Below are 23,498 nucleotides of genomic sequence, written 5' to 3' on the forward strand. Positions count from 1 at the left end.
GGCCTTTTTTGTTATTCTTCGGACGGAGGGAGCAGCAGCTCCAAGCCGTTCATATACGGGCGCAGCGCTGGCGGAATGCGGATCGAACCGTCCTCGGCCTGGTGGTTTTCCAGCAGGGGGATTAGGATTCTCGGCGATGCGACGGCCGTATTGTTGAGCGTATGGCAGTAGCGCAGCTTGCCGCCCGAATCGCGATACCGAATGTTCGAACGGCGCGCCTGGAAGTCGAGCAGGTGGGACGACGAATGGGTTTCGCCGTAGGCTTGACGGCTCGGCATCCAAGTTTCGATGTCGTACTGCATATACGTTTTTTGCGACATATCGCCGGTACAGACGGCCATGACCCGGTAGGGCAGCTCCAGCAGCTGCAAAAGCTCTTCCGCGTTGCTCGTGATGGCTTCCAGTAGCGGCTCGGAACGGTCAAGCTCGGCTTCGCACACGATAACCTGCTCCACTTTGGAAAATTGATGCACGCGGTATAAGCCGTGCACGTCTTTGCCTGCCGAGCCGACCTCGCTTCGAAAACACGGCGAGACGGCGGCAAGCATGAGCGGCTCGCGGACATCGACCACCTCATGGCTGTAATACGAAACAAGCGGCACCTCCGAGGTGCCGACCAGCCACTTGTCCTCGTCCGCGATCCGGTACACCTGATCTTGGCCGAAGGGAAAGTAGCCCGTATGGGTCAAGGCATCCGCGCGTACGAGCAGCGGAACCTCCATGAGCGTAAAGCCCCGGCTTAGCAGCATATCCACCGCAAGCTGCTGAACGGCGCGGTGCAGCAGCGCTCCGGGCCCCCGCAGGTAATAGTTCCGGGTTCCGGCTGTCTTGACGCCGCGCGGGATGTCGATCATCCGGTGAAGCTCGCCAAGGGCTACGTGGTCTTTGGGCTTGAAAGCGAACACGGGCGGCGTTCCGGTACGCCGAATTTCAATATTGTCGACATCCGAACGTCCGACAGGCGTGTCGGGAGATACGACGTTCGGGATGCGGAGCATCAGTTGATCGAATTGCCGCTGCGCCTCGGCCAGCTGCGGTTCGGTCTCCGCCAAGCGGCTTCCCAGCTCCTTCACGTTACGTTTCAACGGCTCGGCTTCTTTATGGCCTCCCGTACGAACGAGTGTACCGATTTCCTCCGACAGCTTGTTTCGGGCATGTCGCAGCTTCTCGGTCTCTTGAAGCAGATTTCGCTTCTTCTCGTCCCAGGCGAGCAGCTCGGCGACGGAAACGGCGATTCCTTTTTGATCGGCGACCGTTTGTACCCTCTCGTGATTTTGGCGAATCCAGTGAATGTCCAGCATGTGGTACCGCTCCTTTTTTCGGAAAATGACAAAAAGCGCCCTATATCCTTTTGGGACGAGGAGCGCTTGTCTCGCGGTGCCACCCAACTTGACCGGACAGCATGGCGGTCCGATCCGCTTTGGTTCCGCGTTAACGGGCGGGCCCGGTTCACTTGAGGGACGGTATCGGTCCCTTTAACGAGAACGCCTCCGAGTTGGATGCTCTTCATAGGCAAATGGTCGATCATTCAATTTGTTGTAGTATAGCTTATTCGGGCAAAGGATTCAAGTGCAGGGCAGCGAGGCGATGGAATCGCGGGGTCACTTCCGGCCTGTTCTGGATTGACCGGTCACTGCCGTTCTTGTACAATCAGGATAGAGATGCAGGAAAGGGGAATTTTTTCCGATGGCAGGCACTTTGTAATGGTTGACGAACCGGATAGCGCACGATCCCGATCGGTTTAACGGGAGAGGTGTGCCTGTCTGTCACCATTACAGGGACGCTATGGGAACGAGCCCGACACCCGGCAAGCGGATACCTTATGGTATCCGCTTTTTTAGTTCAGCCGGGAATAGTTGCATCTCCGGCAGCTCACACCGCCGCGTCTCCATCTACAGGAGGATGATCGTATGAACGAGAAAAGACTGCAAGGCAAAATCGCCATTGTGACGGGAGTGAGCCGCCGTAGGGGCATCGGGAGCGCCATTGCCCGCGCGCTGGCGGAAGAAGGCGCCGATCTGTTTTTTACCCATTGGCGCAAATATGACGAAGCTCAGCCTTACGGAAGCGAGTGGGAGTGGCCGAAGCAGATGACCGAGGAGCTTGTCGCACTCGGCGTAAGAGCAGGATCAATGGAATTGGATTTATCTGACCAAGATTCGGCGATTCGGCTGCTGGATGAAGTGCTGCACCAGTTGGGCACCCCGTTTATATTGATCAATAACGCAACGCATTGCGAGGAAGTCGGTTTCGAGGCGCTGAGCGCAGATATTCTCGATGCGCATCACGCAATCAATGTTCGCGGCACTTGCATGCTTTCGGTGGAATTTGCCCGCAGGTTGAAAGGGGGGAGTGGCGGACGGATCATCAATCTGGTATCGGGACAAGACAAAGGTCCGATGCCGGGAAATCTAGCCTATGTTGCGACCAAAGGGGCCATCTCGGCGTTTACCGTCTCGCTCGCGGCGGAACTGGCCCCGCACCGGATCACGGTCAATGCGGTCGATCCCGGACCGACCGATTCGGGGTGGATGGACGAAGCGCTGAAGCGGACGCTGCTTCCCAAATTTCCGATGGGACGCATCGGACAGCCGGAAGATGCTGCACGGTTGATCCGGTTTCTGGCTGGCGACGACGCCCGGTGGGTGACGGGACAAATCATTCACTCGGACGGCGGATTTTGGGACTGAGGCTTTCCCGCTGACGATCCTGAAGGACAGAAGCCAAGCTGTCAGGCGGTAAAGTTGATGGCGCGGCAGATGTTGGATAAACTTAGAAGGAATGAAGCAAGCCCTGAGAGAGGAGCAATGACGTACATGAAGCTAAGCCTGCTGGATCTTGTTCCTTTGCTTGAAGGGGCGGATGCCGCGACCGCTTTGGCGCAAGCGCGCAGACTTGCGCAGACGGCGGAGAAGCTGGGGTACTCGCGCTACTGGGCCGCGGAGCATCACGATATGCCGGGGCTGGCCTGCCCTGCGCCGGAAGTGCTACTGTCGCATATCGGGGCGCACACGGAGCGGATTAGGCTCGGCTCCGGGGCGCTGCTGCTGCCGCATTACAAGCCGATCAAGGTGGCTGAAACGTTTCGGCTGCTCGCGGCTTTGTATCCCGGGCGGATCGATCTCGGAATCGGCCGGGCTCCGGGAGGGTCGGCGCATACGAGCATGGCGCTGAGCGGCAATTTTTTGGAAAATGTCCGGCAGCTGCCCGAATCGATTCGTTCTTTGTCCGCCTTGCTTGCCGACAAATTTCGCGTGGAGAATGTCCCGGTCCGGGCCATGCCCGTTCCTCCTGCCGCCCCGGAGGTGTGGCTGCTCGGAACGAATCAGAAGAGCGCCGCGTATGCCGCGGAATTCGGGGCCGGATACGTCTTCGGCCAATTCATGAGCGACCGGGACGGGGCGGAAGTACTTTCCGCCTATGTTCGGGAGTTCCGACCAACGTCCATGGGAGCCGCCCCGCGTGCGATCATGGCCGTGAGCGTCCTTTGCGCGGATACGGAAGAGGAGGCGCACAGGCTCGCGTCCGAAGCGAAGCGGCTGCTTCAGCCGGAGGACGGCAGCGGAGCGGATCGGCCCAAGCCGATGATCGGAACTCCGGGACAAGTGAAGGCGGCATTGGAGCAGTTGCAGAGGGATTGCGGTGTCGACGAATTTATGATCGTGACGCTGGGGCCCGATTACGAAAGCCGCTTACGTTCGTATGAGCTGCTGGCGGACGCCGTATGGGGACCTGCGGGAGGCATCAGCACAGCTTGAACCGTTCCATATGTTCCCCAAGCCCTTCCTTCTGCAAAATTTCGATCTGCTTCGGTCCGATCAGGTCGTAGTGCGGGAAGCTTTCGCGGTCGTGGATATACCGGGGATTCAGTCCGTTGGCCTCGCACCATGCGACGAGCCGCTTCATATCCGAGCATCCGACTTTGGTGACCGAATGAAACTCCGGGAAGCGCGGATCGAACCAAAAATGGGTTAAAAAAGCGATCTCCCCGCGAGTGACCGCTTCTTTCCACTGAACGAGCTCTTTTCTTTTAATACCGAATGCCATAAGCCGGCCATCCTTATCGATGAATTCATTATTGTCTTATTATGACGGATGGAACGGTCTACTTCAAATGTAAAGGAGAAAGCGGAAATGAAAGAGAGAAAAAGAAGAGACCAGGTCGAGCCGCAATCCACTTGGAATTTGGCCGATTTATATGCGGGAGACGACGCTTGGGAAACCGAGATGACCGGCATCGCCGAAGCTCTTCCGTCCATGAAGCGCTTTCAAGGAAAGCTGCACGAAGGGGCCGGCCAGCTTCTGGAGTGTCTGGAAGCCCAGGAGGCGCTGGTCATTCGGCTATTGCGCGCCTCTACGTATGCCCGTTTGCAGCTGTCCGGCGACGGAACGAACCCGGCGTACCAAGCGAATTCCGCCCGGGTCGGAGATGTCGCTGCGCAAGCGGGTGCCGCACTTTCGTTCATTCGCTCGGAGCTGCTGGAGCTGCCGGACGGATGGCTGGAGCGCTACATCGGGGAAGAACCGAAATTGGAGCCGTTCCGCAAAAGCTTGACGGATCTGCTGGATACAAAGCCGCATCAACTGCAGGCAGAGACCGAAGCGGTCCTGGCGTCGCTCGGGGAAGTGCTGGGCGCCCCCTATACGATCTATCAGCGAAGCAAGCTGTCGGATATGTCCTTCACTTCCGTAGAGGACGGCGAGGGCGTAACGCGGCCGGTTTCGTTCGCGCTGTACGAAACCGACTACGAGCTGTCGCCGGATACCGCGCTGCGCCGCAATGCTTACGAGTCGTTTACCGGGACGCTGGAGTCTTACCAGAATACGTTTGCTGCCGTATATGCCGCCGAAGTGAAAAAACAGACGGTCATTTCCCGGCTACGCGGCTACGAATCCGTGACGCATATGCTGCTCCAGCCGCAGCAGGTTACGATTCCGATGTATCATAACATCCTTGATATTATCCGTACGGAGCTGGCACCGCACATGCGGCGGTTTGCCCGGCTGAAGCAGCGGGTGCTCGGCTTGGACCGCATCCGGTTCTGCGATTTGAAAGCTCCGCTCGATCCGGAATTCAGTCCTTCGGTCACGTTCGAAGAGGCGGGGCGGACAATTCTGGACGCTCTCCGGGTGATGGGGTCCGAATATACGGAGCTCATGGAGCAGGCGCTGACCGGGCGCTGGATCGATTACGCCGACAATATCGGCAAGTCGACCGGAGCCTTCTGCTCGAGTCCGTACAGCACGCATTCCTACATCCTGATCACCTGGGCGGGCAATATGCGCAGCGCCTTTACGCTGGCGCACGAGCTGGGGCATGCGGGCCATTTGATGCTGGCCGCGCGCAATCAGCGGTATACGAACTACAGGCCGTCTACCTATTTTATCGAAGCGCCGTCGACGATGAACGAGCTGCTTCTCGCCCGGCATCTGATGGAGCAGTCCGACGATCCGCGTCTGAAACGATGGGTGATTCTTCAGCTTCTGAACACCTACTATCACAATTTCGTCACGCATCTGCTGGAAGGCGACATGCAGAGAAGGGTGTACGAGGCAGCGGAAGCGGGCAAGGCGCTGACGGCGAAAAAGCTCCGCGAGCTGAAGGGAAGCGTGCTGTCGGAGTTCTGGGGAGATGCGGTCGACATCGACGCGGGAGCGGAATTAACCTGGATGCGCCAGCCGCATTATTATATGGGGCTGTATCCGTATACGTACGCCGCGGGCTTAACGGCCTCGACGGCCGTAGCCGAGCTCATCCGCGAGGAAGGGCAACCGGCCGTGGACCGCTGGCTTGACGTGCTTAAGGCCGGAGGCACGATGCGGCCGCTTGAGCTGATGAAGCTCGCCGGGGTCGATATGTCCGAGCCGCAGCCGATTCGCAGCGCGGTCGCCTATGTCGGTTCTTTGATCGACGAGCTGGAGCAGTTGTTTTAATAAGCGATGCCGAATAAAAAAGTCAACATCATCGTCCTGATTTGTATTTTACTCCTATGGTCATTGTGGGTTCCATTTCCTTCCATGGTGGCGGCCGAGGAAGCGAGGGATGTGCAGATTTCGGCTTACCCGACCGACCCGCTGGTGGAGAAGCAAGCCTATTTGCAGCAAATTCATATGAGCGAGGCTTGGGATGTTGCGACAGGAAACGACTCGATCGTAATTGCGATCGTGGATACGGGCGTCGATTTGAACCATCCGGATCTTATGCCGAATTTGGTGAAAGGAATCAATTTGATCGAGCCCGGCCAGCCGCCGCGCGACGACAACGGACACGGCACGAATGTCGCCGGAATCATCGGCGCTGCGGCCAACAACGATAAAGGAATCGCAGGCATTTTATGGAAGGCCAAGCTGATGCCCGTGAAGGCGGTAGAGAACGACGGCACGGGCAGCGAAGCCAAATTGGGCGAGGGCATCCGCTACGCCGTCGATCATGGGGCCAAAATCGTCGTACTGTCGCTCGGCTTGAACAAGTATTCGGACTACATGAGTGAAATCGTGCGCTATGCCGAGACGAAAGGGGTGCTGCTCGTCGCGGCCACGGGCAACGAGGGAAACAGTGTCAAATACCCGGCGGCGTATCCTACCGTTCTGGCCGTCGGCGGAATGGCGGCGGACAAGAAGGCGCATAAGCTGTCCAACAGCGGCCCCGAGGTAGATCTGGTGGCGCCGTGGGATGTTTTTACGACGGCGATCGGCGGGAGATACGAACATAAGGACGGCACCTCCATGGCGGCGCCTCAGGTTGCGGCTGTTTGCGCTTTGGCCTGGGCCAAGTATCCTTGGATGAAGCCGTATCAAATTCGCAGTTTGCTGCGGCAAACGGCCGAGGACCTCAGCGGGACCGGTTGGAGTTCCGGGACCGGCTACGGTCTGCTGCGCGCCGACCGCGTTCTGAAGGACCCTTATTCGGAACATATGTACAAGCGGAACGACCGGAAGGAGCAGGCCACCCCCATCTCGGTAAGCAAAACGGTCAGCGGTTCGTTTGAGAACGAGAGCGATCCGAACTGGTTTACCTTCGAGGCGCCTTACGACGGCAGCGTCAGGCTGGAGCTGGAGTCGGACCCGAAGGAGGAAATAGCCGTTACGCATACGGATGCCGGAGGAGGCGTTAAAGATTATTCCCTAAGCGCGGCGGGGCCGGTCACGATGCCGGTGAAAAAAGGTAAAAGCTACTTGAAGCTGCAGATCAAAAACGCCGCCGCCAAGCGCAAGCTGGAATTCAAGCTTACGACCTCTTTTGAAATTTATAAGGATGTCTATGCCGATAACGGCAAGCAGTACAAGGCCTACGTGCTTCCGGCGCAAAGTCAGACCTTAAAAGGAACGTTTCACCGGAACAACGACCAAGGTTGGTATATTATTCCAGTTACGCAAACGGGCAAGCTGAGCGTCCGGTTATCCGTCGATACGAACCGGATGGACCCGGTGCTGTTCGTTCAAAAGAGAGGGGAAAAGGGCAAGACGATCGACGAAGGCGGCGAAGGGGAATCCGAATATTTTCCGGAGACGGATGTCTATCCGGGCGACTATTATATCCGCGTCAGCAATGCCGAGGGCTACATCCCTCCCATTACGGGCGAATACACGCTTGCGATCCAATACAAGCCCAAGCTGCTCGATCCGAACGGTCCGCACGATAAGCCGTACTCGGCTACGGTCATGCAGCCCGGAGCGAAATATCAAGGGCTGCTGGATAAGAGCGGCGGCGCAAACTGGTTTTCACTGAACATCGACGAGGAAAGCCTGGTCGAGCTTCGTTTATCCGGCATTCCGCAGAACATACGGATGACGATGTCCGCCTATAACGGCACGCTCAAGCAGATTGACTCGGTCACGAATCCGGATGGCACGTCGGAGGCGGTGCTCAGTCAGCTTTGGCAGCCGGGCGTTTATTACATCCGCTTAACGGCGGACGCGGCATTCGATGACCGGTTCTACGGGCTTAAAGCCGAGGTCAAGCCGCTGGTTGGCGGATATGCCGACATCAAAGGGCATTGGGCCGAAGCGGTGATCAAGCTGGCGTCCGAGCGGAAAATCATTGACGGGTACGAGCATTACCGGTTCATGCCGGATCGACCGATTACGCGGGCGGAGGCTGCGGCCGTGCTGGTCCGGGGGTTAAAGCTGACGAAGCAAAAAGAAGTCCGCTATACGGATTTTGGACCCGAGCATTGGGCTTACCCGTTGATCGCCAAAGCCGCCCAGGCGGAGATCATTGACGGTTATCCCGACGGATCGTTGGCCCCGGACCGGTACCTTACCCGTATGGAAATGGCGGCCATGATGGCAAGAAGCATGAAAATGAGCGGAAAACAAAGAGGAACGTCGCCTTTTGCAGATGTAAAAGAAACGGATTGGGGAGTAGGCATTTTGAAGCAGCTGAAAGCGGAAGGCTGGATTACAGGCTTCCCCGACGGAACGTTCCGTCCGGAAAGTCAGGCGACGCGGGCAGAGTTTGTGACCTTGCTCGCCCGCATGATGAATTGATCAAAAAAATTATTCGTCGCTGTGATCCACTTTCTGTTTCCTGCCGACAAAAAAATGAGGAAAACGATGCGGCAAAATCATAATGATATAGGCCAGCAAGGTACCGAAAAATCCGGAAAGCAGATGACCGGAACCGATCGTCACTCCGATCGAAGCGCTTACCCAAATTCCCGCCGCCGTCGGCAAGCCGCGAATAATTCCTTTGCGGTCTCTTAATATGGTTCCGGCCCCTAGAAATCCGACGCCGCTGACCACTTGGGCGGAGATTCGATCGGAAATGTAATTGGGTTGGGAAAAGCCAAATAAACCTGCAATGGTAAACAGGCAGGACCCGAAGCAAACGAGAGCGTACAACCGGAAAATGGAACCCCGGTGCGAGACGGGTAAATCGATATAGGTTTCTCGTTCCCACCCTATAAATCCGCCTGCGATGAAAGCGGCAATCAACCGCAGCGCAATAACAGGGAAGTTGTGGATTTCCGCCAAAAAAGTTTCCATCCCGGACTCCTTTGCTTCGGCTTGTACTCTTTTAAAGATTCCCAGGCCCTCGCCTTTTTATAAAAAGGGTTGACAAATTGAACAGCGCAAGCATATGATGAGCTATGTAAATCAGATGACCTCGTTAGGTGAGGCTCCTATACAAACATAGGCCACTGCCCGGAAATATCGAAAGATGCCAATGGGTAGAACAGGAACTGCCGGATTAAGGCTTTTCTTAACGTGGCTAAGAGCGAACCGCGCTCTTTACGTTGTATAGTGCCAAAACTCGACCAGGGGGTTAGCGATGGTGTATTTTTGTGCGCTTATCGAACCCCTCAGGTCAACTGAGGGGTTTTTCATTTTGAGAGGGGGGAAACATGCACATGGACAGTAGCAGTAGTAGTCGATTTCGACGGTTATTTTCTACAAGTCCATATGTCGTAACGAGGAAGAGCCGCGCAGCTGTGGCCCTCCCATGTTTCCCATGCCTCTTTTCCCCTGCCCTTGATAGGGCGGCCGGGTATAGTTAGGTATGCTTATTTGACATGGGTTCAGGCGCCATGAGTTTCGTGTTCGAAAGCTGCGGGCTCTTTCCTTGACGGAAAGAGCTTTTTTTGCGTTCAATTTTTTACGTAGCGGAGGAACCGAACATGAGAATGAAAATGAACAAAACGAATAGCGAAGCCTGGAAACACGAAATCTCCGAGCGCCTGTTGAAAGCATCCGAATGCACCGTTGAAGAAATGATGGAAGAATTGTCCACGTCTCTGCAAGGACTTTCCCAGAGGGAAGCCCTAGAGCGGCAGGAACAGTACGGAAGCAACCGGATCGCTTACGAAAAACCGCCGGTATGGTTCATCCAACTGCTGCTTTGCTTTAAAAATCCGTTCATCCTGATTTTGCTGGGGCTTGCTCTATTTTCGTATTTTACCGATGACATGGAAGCCGTGATCATTATCGGCACCATGGTATCGATCAGCGTGCTGATTACGTTCACGCAGGAATACCGTTCGATCCGGACGGCGGAAAAGCTGAAGGCGATGGTCAAGACAACCGCAACCGTGACCCGGCAATCGCTCAAGCAGGAGATCGATATGGAAGATCTCGTTCCCGGGGACATTATTCATCTGTCCGCAGGGGATCTGGTGCCGGCGGACGTCCGGCTGCTCCAATCCAAGGACTTGTTCGTCAGCGAATCGGCGCTCACGGGGGAGGCGCTGCCCGTGGAGAAGCAGGATACGTCGCCGCGGGGAGCAGTCCGCTCGCGAGTGCAACATGTGAAATCCCGCAACGCGCTGGAGCTCGCCAATATGTGCTACATGGGTACGAACATCATTAGCGGAACGGCAACGGCAATCGTGACCTCCACGGGAGATTCGACCTACTTCGGTTCGATGGCCAAAACGTTGACGGGCAAACGGCCGCCAACCAGCTTCGATAAAGGAGTCCATAACGTTACCTTCGTCCTGATCCGGTTTATTCTCATCATGGTGCCGGTTATTTTCTTCATCAACGGCTTCACGAAGGGAGACTGGTGGGAAGCGTTCTTCTTCGGTCTGTCCGTCGCGGTAGGGTTAACACCCGAGATGCTGCCGGTAATCGTCACCGCCAATCTGGCCAAAGGCGCTTCCGTTATGGCCCGCAACAAAGTCGTCGTCAAAAAGTTGAACGCGATTCAAAATTTTGGCGCGATGAACATTTTATGCACCGATAAAACCGGGACGCTCACGCAGGACAAAATCATTCTGGAGACGTACTCGGACATTCACGGCAACCAAGACCAGACGGTTCTGGAATACGCCTATTTAAACAGCTATCATCAGACGGGGTTGAAAAATTTGCTGGATGTCGCCGTCCTGGAGCACGCGGAATTGACGGACGTTCTCGTAACAAGAGGGAATTATACGAAAATCGACGAAGTTCCGTTCGATTTCAACCGCCGCCGGATGTCGGTTGTGCTGGAAAAAGGTGGGAACGGCCATCTGCTTATTTGCAAGGGAGCGATTGAAGAAATTCTCAGCGTGTGCACGCATGTGTCCGATCAAGGTGAAGTCGTGCCGTTGACGCCGCTGTTCACGGTCAAAGCAAAGCAGCTTGTGCGCAAATGGAATAACGACGGACTGCGCGTCATTGCCGTGGCCGTGAAAACGACGGAGCGGAATGACGAGCCGTACGGCTTGAAAGATGAGAAGGACCTTGTGCTTGTCGGGTACATCGGCTTCCTGGACCCGCCGAAAGAAACGGCGGCGGCAGCGATCCGGGCACTGCAGGAAAGCGGCGTGGAAGTGAAAGTATTAACGGGAGACAACGGGGCTGTCGCGAGGAAGGTGTGCCAGGATGTAGGCTTGCAAGTCGACCGGGTTGTGCTGGGGAACGACATCGAGCGGTTGAACGAGGCGCAGCTGGCCGATTTGGCGGAGCGTACGACGGTATTTGCCAAGCTGAACCCGCTCCAGAAGGCGAGAATCGTCAGAGCGCTGCAAACGAAAGGGCATACCGTGGGCTTCATGGGCGACGGCATTAACGACGCGGCATCGCTGCGGGATGCGGACGTCGGCATTTCCGTAGATACGGCGGTCGATATCGCCAAGGAGTCCGCAGATATCATCCTGCTGGAAAAAAGCTTAATGGTTCTGGAAGCCGGCGTCATGGAAGGGCGCCAGACGTTCGGCAACATCGTGAAATATATCAAAATGACGGCAAGCTCCAACTTCGGCAACGTGTTCAGCGTACTTGGTGCCAGCGCCTTCCTTCCATTTTTGCCCATGCTGCCGATCCATCTGCTGATTCAAAATTTGTTTTACGACATTTCGCAGCTTTCGATTCCGTGGGACCGGATGGATAAGGAGTTTTTGTGGAAGCCGAGAAAATGGGATGCCAAATCGGTCGGCCGATTTATGCTATTTATCGGTCCGATCAGCTCCATATTCGATTACGCCACGTATTTCCTGATGTATTACGTTTTCGCGGCCAATACGAGCGAGGCGCAATCGCTGTTTCAATCCGGCTGGTTTATCGAAGGGCTCTTGTCGCAAACCTTGATCGTGCACATGATCCGTACGGAGAAAATTCCGTTTGTCCAAAGCCGGGCGAGCTTCCCCGTCATTCTGCTGACCAGTCTCATCATCATGGCGGGCATCTATATTCCGTTCTCGGCTTTCGGGGCCAGCATCGGTCTGCAGCCGCTGCCGCTTAGCTATTTCCCTTGGCTGGTCGGTATCTTGTTAAGCTACTGCGTGTTGACGCAACTGATCAAAACATGGTATATCCGCAAATTCAACGAGTGGCTGTAGGATCAATTCGAACGAGGGCCGACCGGCTTACGGTTCGATTTTATCGGCCGTTTGGGAAAGCCGGCCGGTGACAATCTGGACGGCGATGGCATCGTCCAGATACCCCAAAGGAAAGACGTAATCGGGGATAATATCCGCCGACAAAATAAAGTAAAGCAGGGCGCTGCCGGCGATCGCGCGCCTCTCCGGCGTCGTGTCCTCCCGGCAGTACAGCACATACAATTGCCGCAGCTCATCGATAAAAGGCCCGGCGCCGTTGACGCTATCCACCTTCGCGGGGAAATCGCCGACGATGATTCGCTGTCCCTCCTCGGTCATGGCATATTGCTCGTATTTGCTTAGTTCCTTGAAGACAAGCTCGGTGGTAAACTGCTGGTCGAATAAGTTGGACGAGAGGAGAACATCCTTGATGCTTTCGACGGAGGCGTAAATATCCGAGCTTTGCTCTGACTGGCGGGAACCGACGTCGAATCCGGCCGCTTGAAACAACTGCTCCATGGGTACGCCAAGGTGGACGGCGAACTGCTGCAGGTGATCGGGCTTCGCCTGCTGCTTGCCGTTGGCGATGCGCGAGATCGTTGCCGTGTCGATTCCGGTAAGCAGGCTCAGCTTGCGCATGGACAACGAACGGCCTTTTAACAGCGATTTTAAGGTTGAGCCCAGCTCCGGTTCTTTTTTCTTATCGGACATCGGTTATTCCTCCCGATTGCTTGTGTTGAGTAAGCATATTGAAAAATTCTCAACATTGTTGAGACGGATAGGCACATTTTTGCCGAATTCTCAATATGATGCCAATATAAAGCGAAAAGGAGTGAAACAGCATGACATGGCTGTTAATTGTAGGGTTTGCCGTCTCGTCGAGTCTGGATAATTTGGGTGTAGGTATATCGTATGGGATTCGGCGAATCCGCGTCGGCGTGTTGTCGAATCTGATCATCGCCATGATTTGTTTTCTGTTCAGCGAAACGGGGATTTTCTTCGGACAGTGGCTTTCGGAGGTGCTTCCGGGAATTCTTCCGGTTTTGGTCGGAGCCTTCGTCTTAACGGTCATCGGACTGCGCATCGTGCTGCTGGCGATGCCGCGAAAGCAAGCGATGACACCCGAGGTGAAGGAAGACCGGTCCGACGGCTCGTCGTTAAAAGGTCTCCTGCAGCATCCCGAGAAAGCCGACAAGGATAAATCCGGGTCCATCGGGATCGGCGAATCGGTTGTCCTGGGCATCGCGCTTTCGGCGAATGCCGTCACGAACGGTTTGTGCGCAGGGCTGATGAATTTGTCGCCGCTCGCCATCTCGCTTACGGCTGCACAAGGAAGCTTTATTACGATCTGGATCGGTGTCGCGGTAGGCCGGAAAGTGGCGGGGGTCCGCATCGGGTCTTTCACCTTGGGACAATTCGGCACATTGATCAGCGGGGTAATCCTTCTGGTGATTGCATGCAACTCCCTGTTTGACTAAGGGAGACGGCCCCCGGCTACTTGTCTTTACTATACTACGGGCTGCGGCGGCTTGTTATGACTGGAAAGAAACGAAAGATAGGAGAAAAGCAGTCTGGCGCGGGTTTGCGTCGGACTGCTTTTTCGTTAGAGCTATAGTTCGTCGAGCGTCTTCTCCAGGCTCGGGGCGAGATGCTGCAGGAAATAGTCCAGCTCGGGCATGTTCATCTCTTCAATCGATTGTTCGATCTGCTTCTTCGCCATGGCGAATTCACGGTTGCCGGCGGACAGCTCGGACACGCATTTGAGATAGGCGTCCAGAAGATCGGCGCCCTTGACGTATTTTTTCAGCTCGGGATCGGCATCCTTCTTCGCAACGATCAGCGGGTCGTATACGTGTCGCAGCGGTGCCGGAACCATGTCCAGCAGACGCTCGGCGGCAAGCTGCTCAATCTCGCGGAAGTTGGATAGAATCTTCGGATTGTGGTGCTTCACCGGCGTCGGAATGTCTCCCGTGAAAACCTCCGTCGCGTCGTGGAACAGCGCCATGCTGACCGCGCGCTCCGTCGGCACCTGCTTGCCGTACACCTCGTTGGCAATCGTGCACAGCACATGAGTCAGAATCGAGACGTGAAAAGAGTGCTCGGCGACATTTTCCTTCAGCACGTTCCGCATGAGGCTCCAGCGCTCGATATACCGCAGTCGGTACAAATAAGCTAAAAAATGACTTTCCATCCATCATCATCCTAAATTATGAATTCAGCTTCGGCTTCATGCGTACAACCGGTCAAGGCTTCGTATCGATCGTTTGGCGCAAGGCGAAGCTTTGTACATTTGGATTATACACGATTTGTCCCCCGACCGTCTGTTCTAAATCTTTCAGACTGATGAAGATTTTATTGTTTTTCCATGTCAGCGGTTTATGAAGCGCCAGCGTCCGGCCATCCGGTGCGGTCAGCTTCGTGCTGCCTGCTGCGCCGCTCCAGTTATGCGCTCCGAAGCCGATCTGTACGGTGCCGTCATGGGACTGCGCGACCTTGCCGCCGAATGCGCCGACCGTCTCGGCCAGTGGCACTTCGCTTGTCGGCGCCATCGGCGCGACGACGCGCCGCAGAATCGCTTGATGCAGCCGCTCCGGCGATACCCCGCTATTGCCGGCGTCGATCCGCGGAATTTGCAGCCGGTCCACCTCGCGGGTGGCCATCTCAGGGACGACGGTGAACGCATATTTGATGCCGCCCTGCCGGATATGTTCCAGCGCCGGCTTGTCGTATATGCCGAAGGGGTAAGCGTACGAATCGACCGGCTCCGTGTACAGCTCGCTTAGCGCGCCGACGCAGGCTTTCGTATCGCCGACGACCCGCTGCTTGTACTGCTCCTCCGTTTCCTTGACGCCGTCCTTCACGAGCCGGCTGACCAATGCGGCTCCGCCGCCCGGCAGCTTATAATGAAAATGATGGCTGTGACATTGAAAATCGGTGAAGTTGGTATCGCTCGTCATTTCGATAATATCGTCCCGCGACATGGACGGAATATAGCTCGCGAGCGGATTTTCCAAATCGCCCGTGATGACGAAATTGACCGCAGGGACGCGCATTTGCTTCAAGAGGGGATAGGCGTTGACGTAGAAGCTTTCGTACCCGTCGTCGAACGTCACAAGCACCGCGTTGTTCGGAACCGGCGCTCCTTCCATATAAGCTTTGAATTGCTTCAACGTGATGAACTGGTACCCTTTGCTTTTGAGATAAGTCAATTGATCCTTAAGGAGCTGTGCGGTGATCGTCCCGCCGCTCTTGGCATCGTCGTCGATATGGTGGTAGATGATCACGGCGACCTGGTCTTTATAAAGGATAGTACTTTTGGCCGCACTTAGCGGCTGGAAGATAAGGCCGAGGCCAAGGAAGGCCAGAAGGACCGTTTGGAGGAGTAGCTTTCTCATGCTAGTTCTTAACTCCTTCGGGTGTGGTTAAATGGACCTATTCGTTTTTTCTGCATTATTCGACAAACCGGCTTCCGTTTCCTTCAAGAAAGCGCTTTTATCAAAAAATAATGTTTTGTAAAGCCACTCCTGTGAAATGGGCTTTTCCTCCCTTCGGCATCGTGCAAAAACGCGGTGTTGGTCCCCGTCCGAATATGCTATTATAGATTTATGCGTTTCCATGTTATCAAGTATCGTTTTTGCGAAAAACGAAAGGAGTCTTTTGCCATCATGCAGCATTTTCAAGAGAGCATCTACCAATTGATCGTCGAAACGTCCACGAACCTTCCGGCCGACGTCCGGGAAGCGATTCAGGCTGCACGTGCCCGGGAGGATGCGGGTACGCGTTCCGCGCTTTCGCTGTCCACGATAGCAGACAACATTCGGATGGCGGAGTGCAACGTATCGCCGATCTGTCAGGATACGGGAATGCCGACGTTTATCGTACATTGTCCAGTCGGCGCGAACCAGATCGAGATGAAAAAGCAAATCATCGCCGCCGTTGCCCAAGCGACGAAGGATAGCAAGCTGCGGACGAACTCCGTCGACTCGCTGACCGGCGCGAACAGCGGGGACAACATCGGCCCGGGCACCCCGGTCATCCACTTTGAGCAGTGGGAGCGGAATGAAATCGAAGCGAAGCTGATCCTCAAAGGCGGCGGCTGTGAAAATAAGAACATTCAATACAGCCTGCCGACCGAGCTCGAAGGCCTCGGCAAAGCGGGCCGCGACCTCGACGGCATCCGCAAATGTATCCTGCATGCGGTGTATCAAGCGCAAGGCCAAGGCTGTAGCGCCGGGTTCATCGGCGTAGGCATCGGCGGCGACCGGACGACCGGCTACGAGCTGGCAAAGCACCAGCTGTTTCGGGCGGCGGACGACGTCAATCCGAACGATGAACTCCGCAAGCTGGAAGACTATATTATGGATAACGCCAACAAGCTTGGCATCGGAACGATGGGCTTCGGCGGTCAAGTGACGCTGCTTGGCTGCAAAGTCGGCGTCATGAACCGGTTGCCGGCGAGCTTCTTCGTCTCCGTCGCGTACAACTGCTGGGCGTTCCGCAGACAAGGCGTGCTGCTTGATCCGGCAACGGGCGCGATCACGAAGTGGGCATACCGCAAGGGCGAAGAGCTGCCGATGCAGAAGGACGAGCCGGCCGCCGCGTCCGAGTCAGGCGAGCGCCGCGAAGTTGTACTGCAAACGCCGATCTCCGAGGAGCAAATCCGCCAGCTTCGCGTCGGCGACGTCGTCATCATTAACGGACCGATGCATACGGGCCGCGACGCGCTGCACAAATATTTGATGGATCACGATTCTCCGGTAGATCTGAACGGCGCGGTGATTTATCACTGCGGACCGGTCATGGCCAAAGATGCGGATGGGAACTGGATCGTAAAAGCGGCAGGCCCGACGACCAGCATCCGCGAGGAGCCTTACCAAGGCGACATTATTAAGAAGTTCGGCATTCGTGCGGTTATCGGCAAAGGCGGCATGGGCGCCAAAACCCTAAAAGCGCTGCAGGAGCACGGTGCGGTGTACCTGAACGCCATCGGCGGCGCAGCTCAATACTATGCGGAATGCTTTAAGAAAGTGGAAGGCGTCGACTTCATGGAATTCGGCATTCCGGAAGCGATGTGGCATCTCCAAACCGAAGGCTTTGCAGCCATCGTGACCATGGATTCCCACGGCAACAGCCTGCACGCCGACGTCGAGCAGGAGTCGCGCGAGAAGCTGGCCCAGTTCAAAGAACCGGTCTTCGTATAAGGCCCGGTCATGGGATCATTCGGTATCAGGCTGAACGCCTGGATAGAAAAATATTTGTCCGTCATTGTCCCGGTATCGTTGATACTGGGGTTTCTTTTGTCTCATTATATGAATAGCTGGACGGCGGCGGTGCCGCTGCTGTTCGCCTATTTGACCTTCGTCATGGCGACCGGCTGCAGCTTCGGCCAAATCCGCGAAGCGTTCCGGATGCCGCTGCCGATGGCGCTGACGTTCGTACTATCGCATGTCGTGGCGCCAGCGCTCGGTTATGCGATCGGCCGGACCGCCTTCGGCGCGGAATCACCTTACGTGGTCGGGTTCGTCCTGTTCGCGATCATCCCGCTCGGGGTATCGTCCGTCATCTGGGTTGGACTATCCAAGGGCCATGTGCCGCTCGCTCTGGCCATGATCGTGATCGATTCGGCCCTCAGCCCGTTCGTCATTCCGGCTGCGGTGGAGCTGTTCTTCGGCGAGGCGATCGCGTTCGACCATACGAAGGTGATGTTGGATTTGGTCAAAATCATCGTGGTGCCGACGATTCTCGGCGTGCTCGTGAACGAGCTGTCCAAGCAGCGCTTCAAGAGCTGGTCGGCTCCCGTCTGCGGCCCAACCTCCAAGCTGGCGCTGGCCGTCGTGGTCATGATCAACGCGGCGGCGATCGAGCCGTATGTGGCGCAGATGAAGAGCGAGATAATCGTCGTGATTCCGCTGGTCGTGCTGCTGGTGCTTTTGTCATACTTGATCGGCTTCGCAGGCTCGGTGTGGCTGCGCAAGCCCGAACTGGTCATCGCCATTACGTATTCGTCCGGCATGCGCAACATTTCGCTCGGGCTGGTGCTGGCGCTCGCTTATTTCGAGCCGTTGACCGCGGTGCCTGTCGTTCTGTCGATTTTGATCCAACAGCCGATGGCCACGCTCAATCATTGGTTGATGAAAAAATATTGGCGCTCGTCCCTTTACAATAAATTAACTGGCGCTCCGCCGGCCGAACAAGTACGATATTGAGTAAAAACGTTTGTCGGGACTTTGACGCCCGCGCAGCTCGCTTGGAGGGAAAACGCACCTTATGAAGATGTTCCGCGCCCGGTTGACCTTGATTTTTATCGCTTTGATCGGCGCTTCCGTGCTGATGGCCGGTTTGTTCATGGCCCAAATGCTGCAGCAATCGTATATCGACTCGCTCAAAACGAATATGGAGCGGGAGCTTCGCATCATCCTCTCGACGATGGATTGGAGCCACCGGGGATCGGAGCCGGAGCTGATGAAGGAGTTCTCGGAACGGGCCACCCGGCTGAAGCAGTTTGCCGACGCCCGGGTCACGTATATCCGCGGAGACGGCAAGGTATTGGCCGATTCGGACTCCAATCCGGCGGAGATGGAGAATCACCTGCACCGCGAAGAAATCGAAGCTGCGGCAAGCTCGGGGAAAGTCGGCTACGCGAAGCGCTACAGCAGCACGATCGGTCAAAACATGCTCTACGTCGCGATTCCGGTACAGATGGGGGACAAGAACGAAGGCTATCTGCGGCTCGCGATGAGTCTGGCGGAGGTCGAGCAGTCGATCCGCAAAGTATGGTACGTTCTGCTCGGCGGGCTGCTGGCGGTGTTCCTGCTGGCCGGCCTGATCAGTTACCGCGTCGCCTACGGGATTACACGGCCGATCGAGCTGATCACGAGCGTCGCGCAGCAGATTACGGACATGAATTACAAGTACCGCGTCCAGCTCAACAAAAAAGACGAGATCGGGCAGCTGGGTCATGCGATCAATCGGATGGCGGATAGTTTGCAGCTGCAGATGAACCGCATTCTGGAGGACGAGAACCGACTCAAGAGCGTGTTGGAGAACATGATCAGCGGCGTCATGATGATCGACCGGGAAGGCAAGATCGTGCTTCTGAACCGTTCGGCCGAAGACATTCTCGGCTTTTCCGCCCAAGAGCTCTTGGGGAAAAAATTCGATCAGGCCAAGCAGCAGTTCGAGTTCACCCAGATGATCCAGGAATGTATCGAAGTTCGCGAGCATATCCGGGACGAAATGATTTTCTACTACCCCAGCGAGCGGATTCTGGAGATTAACCTGAGTCCGATCTCGGATTCGAGCCAGGAATGGACGGGGCTTCTCATCGTGTTGCACGATATCACCGCCGTCCGGCGGTTGGAGCGGATGCGCAGCGAATTCGTCGCCAACGTGTCCCACGAGCTGAAGACGCCGATCGCCGCGGTCAAGGGCTTCGCCGAAACGCTGCTGGCCGGGGCGCTGAACGACAAGGAAACGGCGCGGTCGTTTCTCCAGATCATTTTCGACGAGAGCGAGCGGCTCAACCGGTTGATCGGGGACATTTTGGAGCTGTCCAAAATCGAATCGAAGCGCATTCCGCTTCAGTTCTCGCCGGTGCATCTGGAAACGTTCGTCGGTCATTGCGTCAACGTGATGCGGACGGAGGCGGCAAAGAAATCGATCGAGCTGGACATGCAGGTGCCTGAAGATATTTATATGGAAGCGGACGAGGACCGGCTACGGCAGATTTTGATCAACCTGCTGTCGAACGGCATCAACTATACGCCGGAAGGCGGCAAAGTGAAAGTGAAGGTCGAGCAGCTGCTCGGGGGAACGTCGGAGGCGGCGGATGACAAAGTCCGGATCACGATTGCGGATACCGGTATCGGTATTCCGAAGAAGGACCTGCCGCGCATTTTCGAGCGGTTTTACCGTGTGGACAAGGCGCGTTCCCGCAGCTCCGGGGGCACGGGACTCGGGCTGTCGATCGTCAAGCATCTGGTGGAGCTTCACAAGGGCACGATCCGGGTGGAGAGCGAGGTCGGCGTCGGCACGAAGTTCGAGATCGATATGCCGATGATTCACTAAGCGCAGGCCGTTTGGGCCTAAAAACCATTTACCGTTTGTCAATAAATATAGGCTATGTTAAGCTTTAGATATAGAATGAATGTCCGGGGGAGTAACATGCCGCAAAAAATTTTGGTTATTGAGGACGAGCCTACGCTAGCAAGGCTGTTGTCTTATAATCTTACGCAAGAAGGCTACGAAACCAAAGTGGTCGATCACGGAAGCGACGGATTGCAGGCAGCGCTGCAGCATCAGTTCGATCTCATCGTCCTGGACATTATGCTTCCGGGGATGAACGGCTTTGAGATTTTATCGAAGCTCCGGCAAAAAGGAAACAAAACGCCGGTGATCATCCTGACCGCCCGCAACGCCGAGGAAGAAGTCGTGCAAGGGCTCAAATACGGAGCCGACGACTATATTACGAAGCCGTTCGGTGTGGCGGAGCTGTTGGCCCGGGTATCCGCCGTACTGCGGCGGACGACGGCCGATGACGGTCTTCAGGATAAGCCCGGAACCGGGGAGAAGGTCATCACCGCGGGCGACCTGTACATTTATCCGGAAAAATACGAGGTGCTGCTCGGCGGAGAGTCGATTCCGCTTCGTCCGAAGGAGTTCGAGGTGCTGCTGTATCTCGTGCAGCGGCCGGGCGTCGTCGTGACGCGGGACGACCTGATGAACATCGTTTGGGGCTTCGACTATATCGGCGGCCAGCGGACGGTGGACGTGCACGTCAGTTCCCTTCGCAAAAAGCTGGAGATGAACCAGCAGTCGGTGCAGATCGAATCGATTCGCGGCGTCGGCTATAAGCTGGTCACTTCGGCAGGAAAAAAAGGATAGCTTACGCAGCAGGGAGGAGGCAGCAGACATCGCGGCCTCCTTTTCTTTGTGCGTAAGTTGAAGTCCTTGGATCGAATAATGGCGAGCGATATCCATTTCCCGGGAAATAGGTCGAAAGGCGGGGCAATCGATGTCAGATCAAATCAAATGGGGAGTTCTGGGGACGGGACGGATTATAGGCAAAGCCGGTATGGCGTTAAAAGAAGCGGCAAACGGAATGTGGCACGGAGTAGCCGGAAGGACGGAAGAGAACGGGCGTTCTGCTTCTGAGCGCTTTGGTGTGCCCCATTCTTACGAGAGCTACGAGGCCTTATTGCGCGATCCCGAGATTGATGCGGTGTATATCGCTTTACTCAATCATCTGCACAAAGAATGGGCGGTGAAAGCGTGCGAAGCCGGAAAGCATGTACTGCTGGAAAAGCCGTTTGCTTTGAGTTGGAGCGAGGCCAAAGCGATTGCCGATGCGGCCCGAAAGCATAACGTGCTGGTCCGGGAAGCTTTTGTATGGAAATACTACCCCGGATTCGAAGAGATGTACAGTTGGGTCGCAGAGGGCGCGATCGGGCAATGGGCCCGGTTTTACGGGCGCTTTTCGTTCGTGGCCGACGAGGCCAGCAGCCGCTGGCGTAAAGACTGGGGCGGTGGTGCACTGTACGATATCGGTTGTTATCCGGTCGCGTGGGCGCGTTATTTTACCCGAGAGGAGCCGGTAGCCGTGGACTCTGCTTTGGATCTACATCCCTTGCATGGCGTAGACCGGCGGTTTGCCGGCACACTCTACTTTGGCGAGGGGCGTACGGCTCAACTGGATGCGGCGCTGGATCTGCCCCATGGGGCCAGCTTCGAGCTATGGGGGACAAAGGGGAAGCTGCAGGTTGAGCTCGACGTGACCGCGGAGGAGCTGCGGATTCGCTGTCGGCTCGACAACCGGTGGAAGGAATGGGTCACCGACCGGCTCACGCCGTTTCGCTTGCAGGCGGAGAGCTTCGCGGACGCGGTGCTGCTTTTGAAGCAGGGGCGTTCAGAAGACAGCGACGGAGCCGAAGAAGCGCTCCGACAAGCACGGGTTATGGATGCGCTGCTGGAGGCAGCCCGTACCGAGCGCAGAGTGCGCGTCATGGCGTCGACCGAATGAGAAGCCGATACAAACGAACGCCGCGATGACACAATCGCATATAACGAACGCCAATTCCGAAATATCTTTTTGGCTGCAACTTGTCTATACTAAGGCTTGAGATTACGAACCAAACTGCGATTGACGAAGGAGGCGCCGTCTTCATGTCTAAAGTATACCGAATCGGAATTATCGGCTGCGGGGGAATTGCCAACGGCAAGCACATGCCTGCGCTGAAAAATCAACCTAACGCTGAAATGGTCGCATTTTGCGATATTGTCGAAGAACGGGCGCACGAGGCCGCAAGTAAATTCGGCGCGCCGGGAGCGAAAGTGTATTCGGATTATAAGCAGCTGCTGGCCGATACGACGCTCGATCTCGTCCATATTTGTACGCCGAACGATTCCCACGCCGATATTACGATCGATGCTCTGGAATCCGGCAAGCACGTGATGTGCGAGAAGCCGATGGCGAAAACCGCGGCGGACGCCAGACGTATGGTGGAAGCGGCGAAGCGGACCGGCAAAAAGCTGACGATCGGCTATCAAAACCGTTTCCGCGCAGACAGCCAATATTTGAAAAAGGTTTGCGAGGAAGGCGAGCTCGGCGACATCTATTACGCTAAAGCTCACGCAATCCGCCGCCGTGCCGTGCCGACCTGGGGCGTCTTTCTGGATGAAGAGAAGCAAGGCGGAGGCCCGCTGATCGATATCGGGACGCACGCACTCGACTTGACGCTGTGGATGATGGACAATTACAAGCCGAAGGCCGTGCTTGGGACCGCATTTCATAAGCTGTCGAAGAAAGCAAACGCTGCCAATGCTTGGGGCTCCTGGGACCCGGAGAAGTTCACGGTCGAGGATTCCGCGTTCGGTATGATTACGATGCAGAACGGGGCGACGATCGTACTCGAATCGAGCTGGGCGATCAACCTGCTGCAAACTGGCGAAGCCAAAACGACGCTGTGCGGCACCGAGGGCGGCGCCGACATGTGGGATGGCTTGCGTATCAACGGCGAGAAGCACAGCCGCTTGTTCATGAACGAAATCCAGTTGGATGCCAAAGGCGTCGATTTTTACGAAGGCAACGGCGAAAGCCCGGCCGATCTTGAGGCCCGCTTGTGGCTGGAAGCGATCGACAAGGATATCGATCCGGTCGTTACGCCGGAGCAGGCCTGCGTCGTGTCGGAAATCCTCGAAGCGATCTACGAGTCTTCCCGTACGGGCAAAGCCATTTATTTCGAATAAACGTAAGGGGCC

Annotated in this window: 18 protein-coding genes and 1 riboswitch; of the genes, 12 read left to right on the plus strand and 6 right to left on the minus strand. The window is 56.0% G+C overall.

The window, feature by feature from the left end; all coding sequences use genetic code 11:
• Positions 1-11: 11 nt before the first annotated feature.
• A complete protein-coding gene (gene serS / locus QMG93_RS05790) occupies positions 12-1,301 on the minus strand; it encodes a serine--tRNA ligase (RefSeq protein WP_281934377.1) in 1,290 nt (429 codons plus the stop codon).
• A 609-nt stretch (positions 1,302-1,910) separates the two neighbouring features.
• On the opposite strand from serS, the gene QMG93_RS05795 reads away from it, so the two are divergent.
• Both QMG93_RS05795 and QMG93_RS05800 read left to right on the plus strand, forming a co-directional pair.
• Positions 1,911-2,690: an SDR family oxidoreductase gene (locus QMG93_RS05795; protein WP_281934379.1), complete on the plus strand. Its 780-nt coding sequence runs from the start codon at positions 1,911-1,913 to the stop codon at positions 2,688-2,690.
• A gap of 126 nt (positions 2,691-2,816) precedes the next feature.
• Entirely contained in the window at positions 2,817-3,758 is a 942-nt protein-coding gene (locus QMG93_RS05800; RefSeq protein WP_281934381.1) for an MsnO8 family LLM class oxidoreductase, read from the plus strand.
• Here the strand turns inward: QMG93_RS05800 and QMG93_RS05805 are convergent.
• A complete protein-coding gene (locus QMG93_RS05805) occupies positions 3,745-4,047 on the minus strand; it encodes a hypothetical protein (protein WP_281934383.1) in 303 nt (100 codons plus the stop codon). The two genes, QMG93_RS05800 and QMG93_RS05805, sit on opposite strands and share 14 nt — an antisense overlap.
• Before the next feature lie 87 nt (positions 4,048-4,134).
• On the opposite strand from QMG93_RS05805, the gene pepF reads away from it, so the two are divergent.
• Positions 4,135-5,934, plus strand: coding sequence for an oligoendopeptidase F (gene pepF, locus QMG93_RS05810; RefSeq protein ID WP_281934385.1), 1,800 nt, complete (start codon positions 4,135-4,137; stop codon positions 5,932-5,934).
• A gap of 6 nt (positions 5,935-5,940) precedes the next feature.
• Positions 5,941-8,490 (plus strand): S8 family serine peptidase, encoded by a 2,550-nt coding sequence (locus QMG93_RS05815; protein ID WP_281934387.1) that lies wholly within the window; start codon positions 5,941-5,943, stop codon positions 8,488-8,490.
• A 9-nt stretch (positions 8,491-8,499) separates the two neighbouring features.
• On the opposite strand, the gene QMG93_RS05820 is transcribed toward QMG93_RS05815, so the two are convergent.
• Positions 8,500-8,988, minus strand: a complete 489-nt coding sequence (locus tag QMG93_RS05820) for an MgtC/SapB family protein (RefSeq protein ID WP_281934388.1) — start codon at positions 8,986-8,988, stop codon at positions 8,500-8,502.
• A gap of 113 nt (positions 8,989-9,101) precedes the next feature.
• Positions 9,102-9,274, plus strand: a riboswitch (M-box (ykoK) riboswitch).
• A gap of 352 nt (positions 9,275-9,626) precedes the next feature.
• Here QMG93_RS05820 and mgtA point away from each other — a divergent pair.
• Complete coding sequence (gene mgtA / locus QMG93_RS05825; RefSeq protein WP_281934850.1) at positions 9,627-12,263, plus strand: magnesium-translocating P-type ATPase; 2,637 nt, start codon at positions 9,627-9,629, stop codon at positions 12,261-12,263.
• Positions 12,264-12,290: 27 nt separating this feature from the next.
• Here the strand turns inward: mgtA and QMG93_RS05830 are convergent, their stop codons facing one another.
• Entirely contained in the window at positions 12,291-12,953 is a 663-nt protein-coding gene (locus QMG93_RS05830; protein WP_281934390.1) for a DUF1232 domain-containing protein, read from the minus strand.
• 131 nt (positions 12,954-13,084) lie between these two features.
• Between QMG93_RS05830 and ytaF the strand changes: the two genes are divergently transcribed.
• On the plus strand, positions 13,085-13,720 hold the full coding sequence (ytaF, locus tag QMG93_RS05835) for a sporulation membrane protein YtaF (RefSeq protein ID WP_281934392.1): 636 nt from the start codon (positions 13,085-13,087) through the stop codon (positions 13,718-13,720).
• 131 nt (positions 13,721-13,851) lie between these two features.
• Here the strand turns inward: ytaF and yfbR are convergent, their stop codons facing one another.
• On the minus strand, positions 13,852-14,433 hold the full coding sequence (yfbR, locus tag QMG93_RS05840) for a 5'-deoxynucleotidase (protein ID WP_281934394.1): 582 nt from the start codon (positions 14,431-14,433) through the stop codon (positions 13,852-13,854).
• A gap of 52 nt (positions 14,434-14,485) precedes the next feature.
• Positions 14,486-15,637 (minus strand): polysaccharide deacetylase family protein, encoded by a 1,152-nt coding sequence (locus tag QMG93_RS05845; RefSeq protein ID WP_281934396.1) that lies wholly within the window; start codon positions 15,635-15,637, stop codon positions 14,486-14,488.
• A 270-nt stretch (positions 15,638-15,907) separates the two neighbouring features.
• Between QMG93_RS05845 and QMG93_RS05850 the strand changes: the two genes are divergently transcribed.
• From QMG93_RS05850 to QMG93_RS05875, 6 genes are all read left to right on the plus strand, one after another.
• Complete coding sequence (locus tag QMG93_RS05850) at positions 15,908-17,443, plus strand: fumarate hydratase (RefSeq protein WP_281934398.1); 1,536 nt, start codon at positions 15,908-15,910, stop codon at positions 17,441-17,443.
• Positions 17,444-17,452: 9 nt separating this feature from the next.
• On the plus strand, positions 17,453-18,448 hold the full coding sequence (locus QMG93_RS05855) for a bile acid:sodium symporter family protein (protein ID WP_281934400.1): 996 nt from the start codon (positions 17,453-17,455) through the stop codon (positions 18,446-18,448).
• A 61-nt stretch (positions 18,449-18,509) separates the two neighbouring features.
• Complete coding sequence (gene pnpS / locus QMG93_RS05860) at positions 18,510-20,309, plus strand: two-component system histidine kinase PnpS (RefSeq protein ID WP_281934402.1); 1,800 nt, start codon at positions 18,510-18,512, stop codon at positions 20,307-20,309.
• A 96-nt stretch (positions 20,310-20,405) separates the two neighbouring features.
• On the plus strand, positions 20,406-21,125 hold the full coding sequence (locus tag QMG93_RS05865; RefSeq protein WP_281934404.1) for a response regulator transcription factor: 720 nt from the start codon (positions 20,406-20,408) through the stop codon (positions 21,123-21,125).
• 130 nt (positions 21,126-21,255) lie between these two features.
• A complete protein-coding gene (locus tag QMG93_RS05870; protein ID WP_281934406.1) occupies positions 21,256-22,260 on the plus strand; it encodes a Gfo/Idh/MocA family protein in 1,005 nt (334 codons plus the stop codon).
• A gap of 143 nt (positions 22,261-22,403) precedes the next feature.
• Positions 22,404-23,486, plus strand: a complete 1,083-nt coding sequence (locus QMG93_RS05875) for a Gfo/Idh/MocA family protein (protein WP_010496102.1) — start codon at positions 22,404-22,406, stop codon at positions 23,484-23,486.
• Positions 23,487-23,498: the final 12 nt, after the last annotated feature.

The sequence above is a fragment of the Paenibacillus tyrphae genome, assembly GCF_027925525.1.
Classification (GTDB): Bacteria; Bacillota; Bacilli; order Paenibacillales; family NBRC-103111; genus Paenibacillus_G; species Paenibacillus_G tyrfis_B.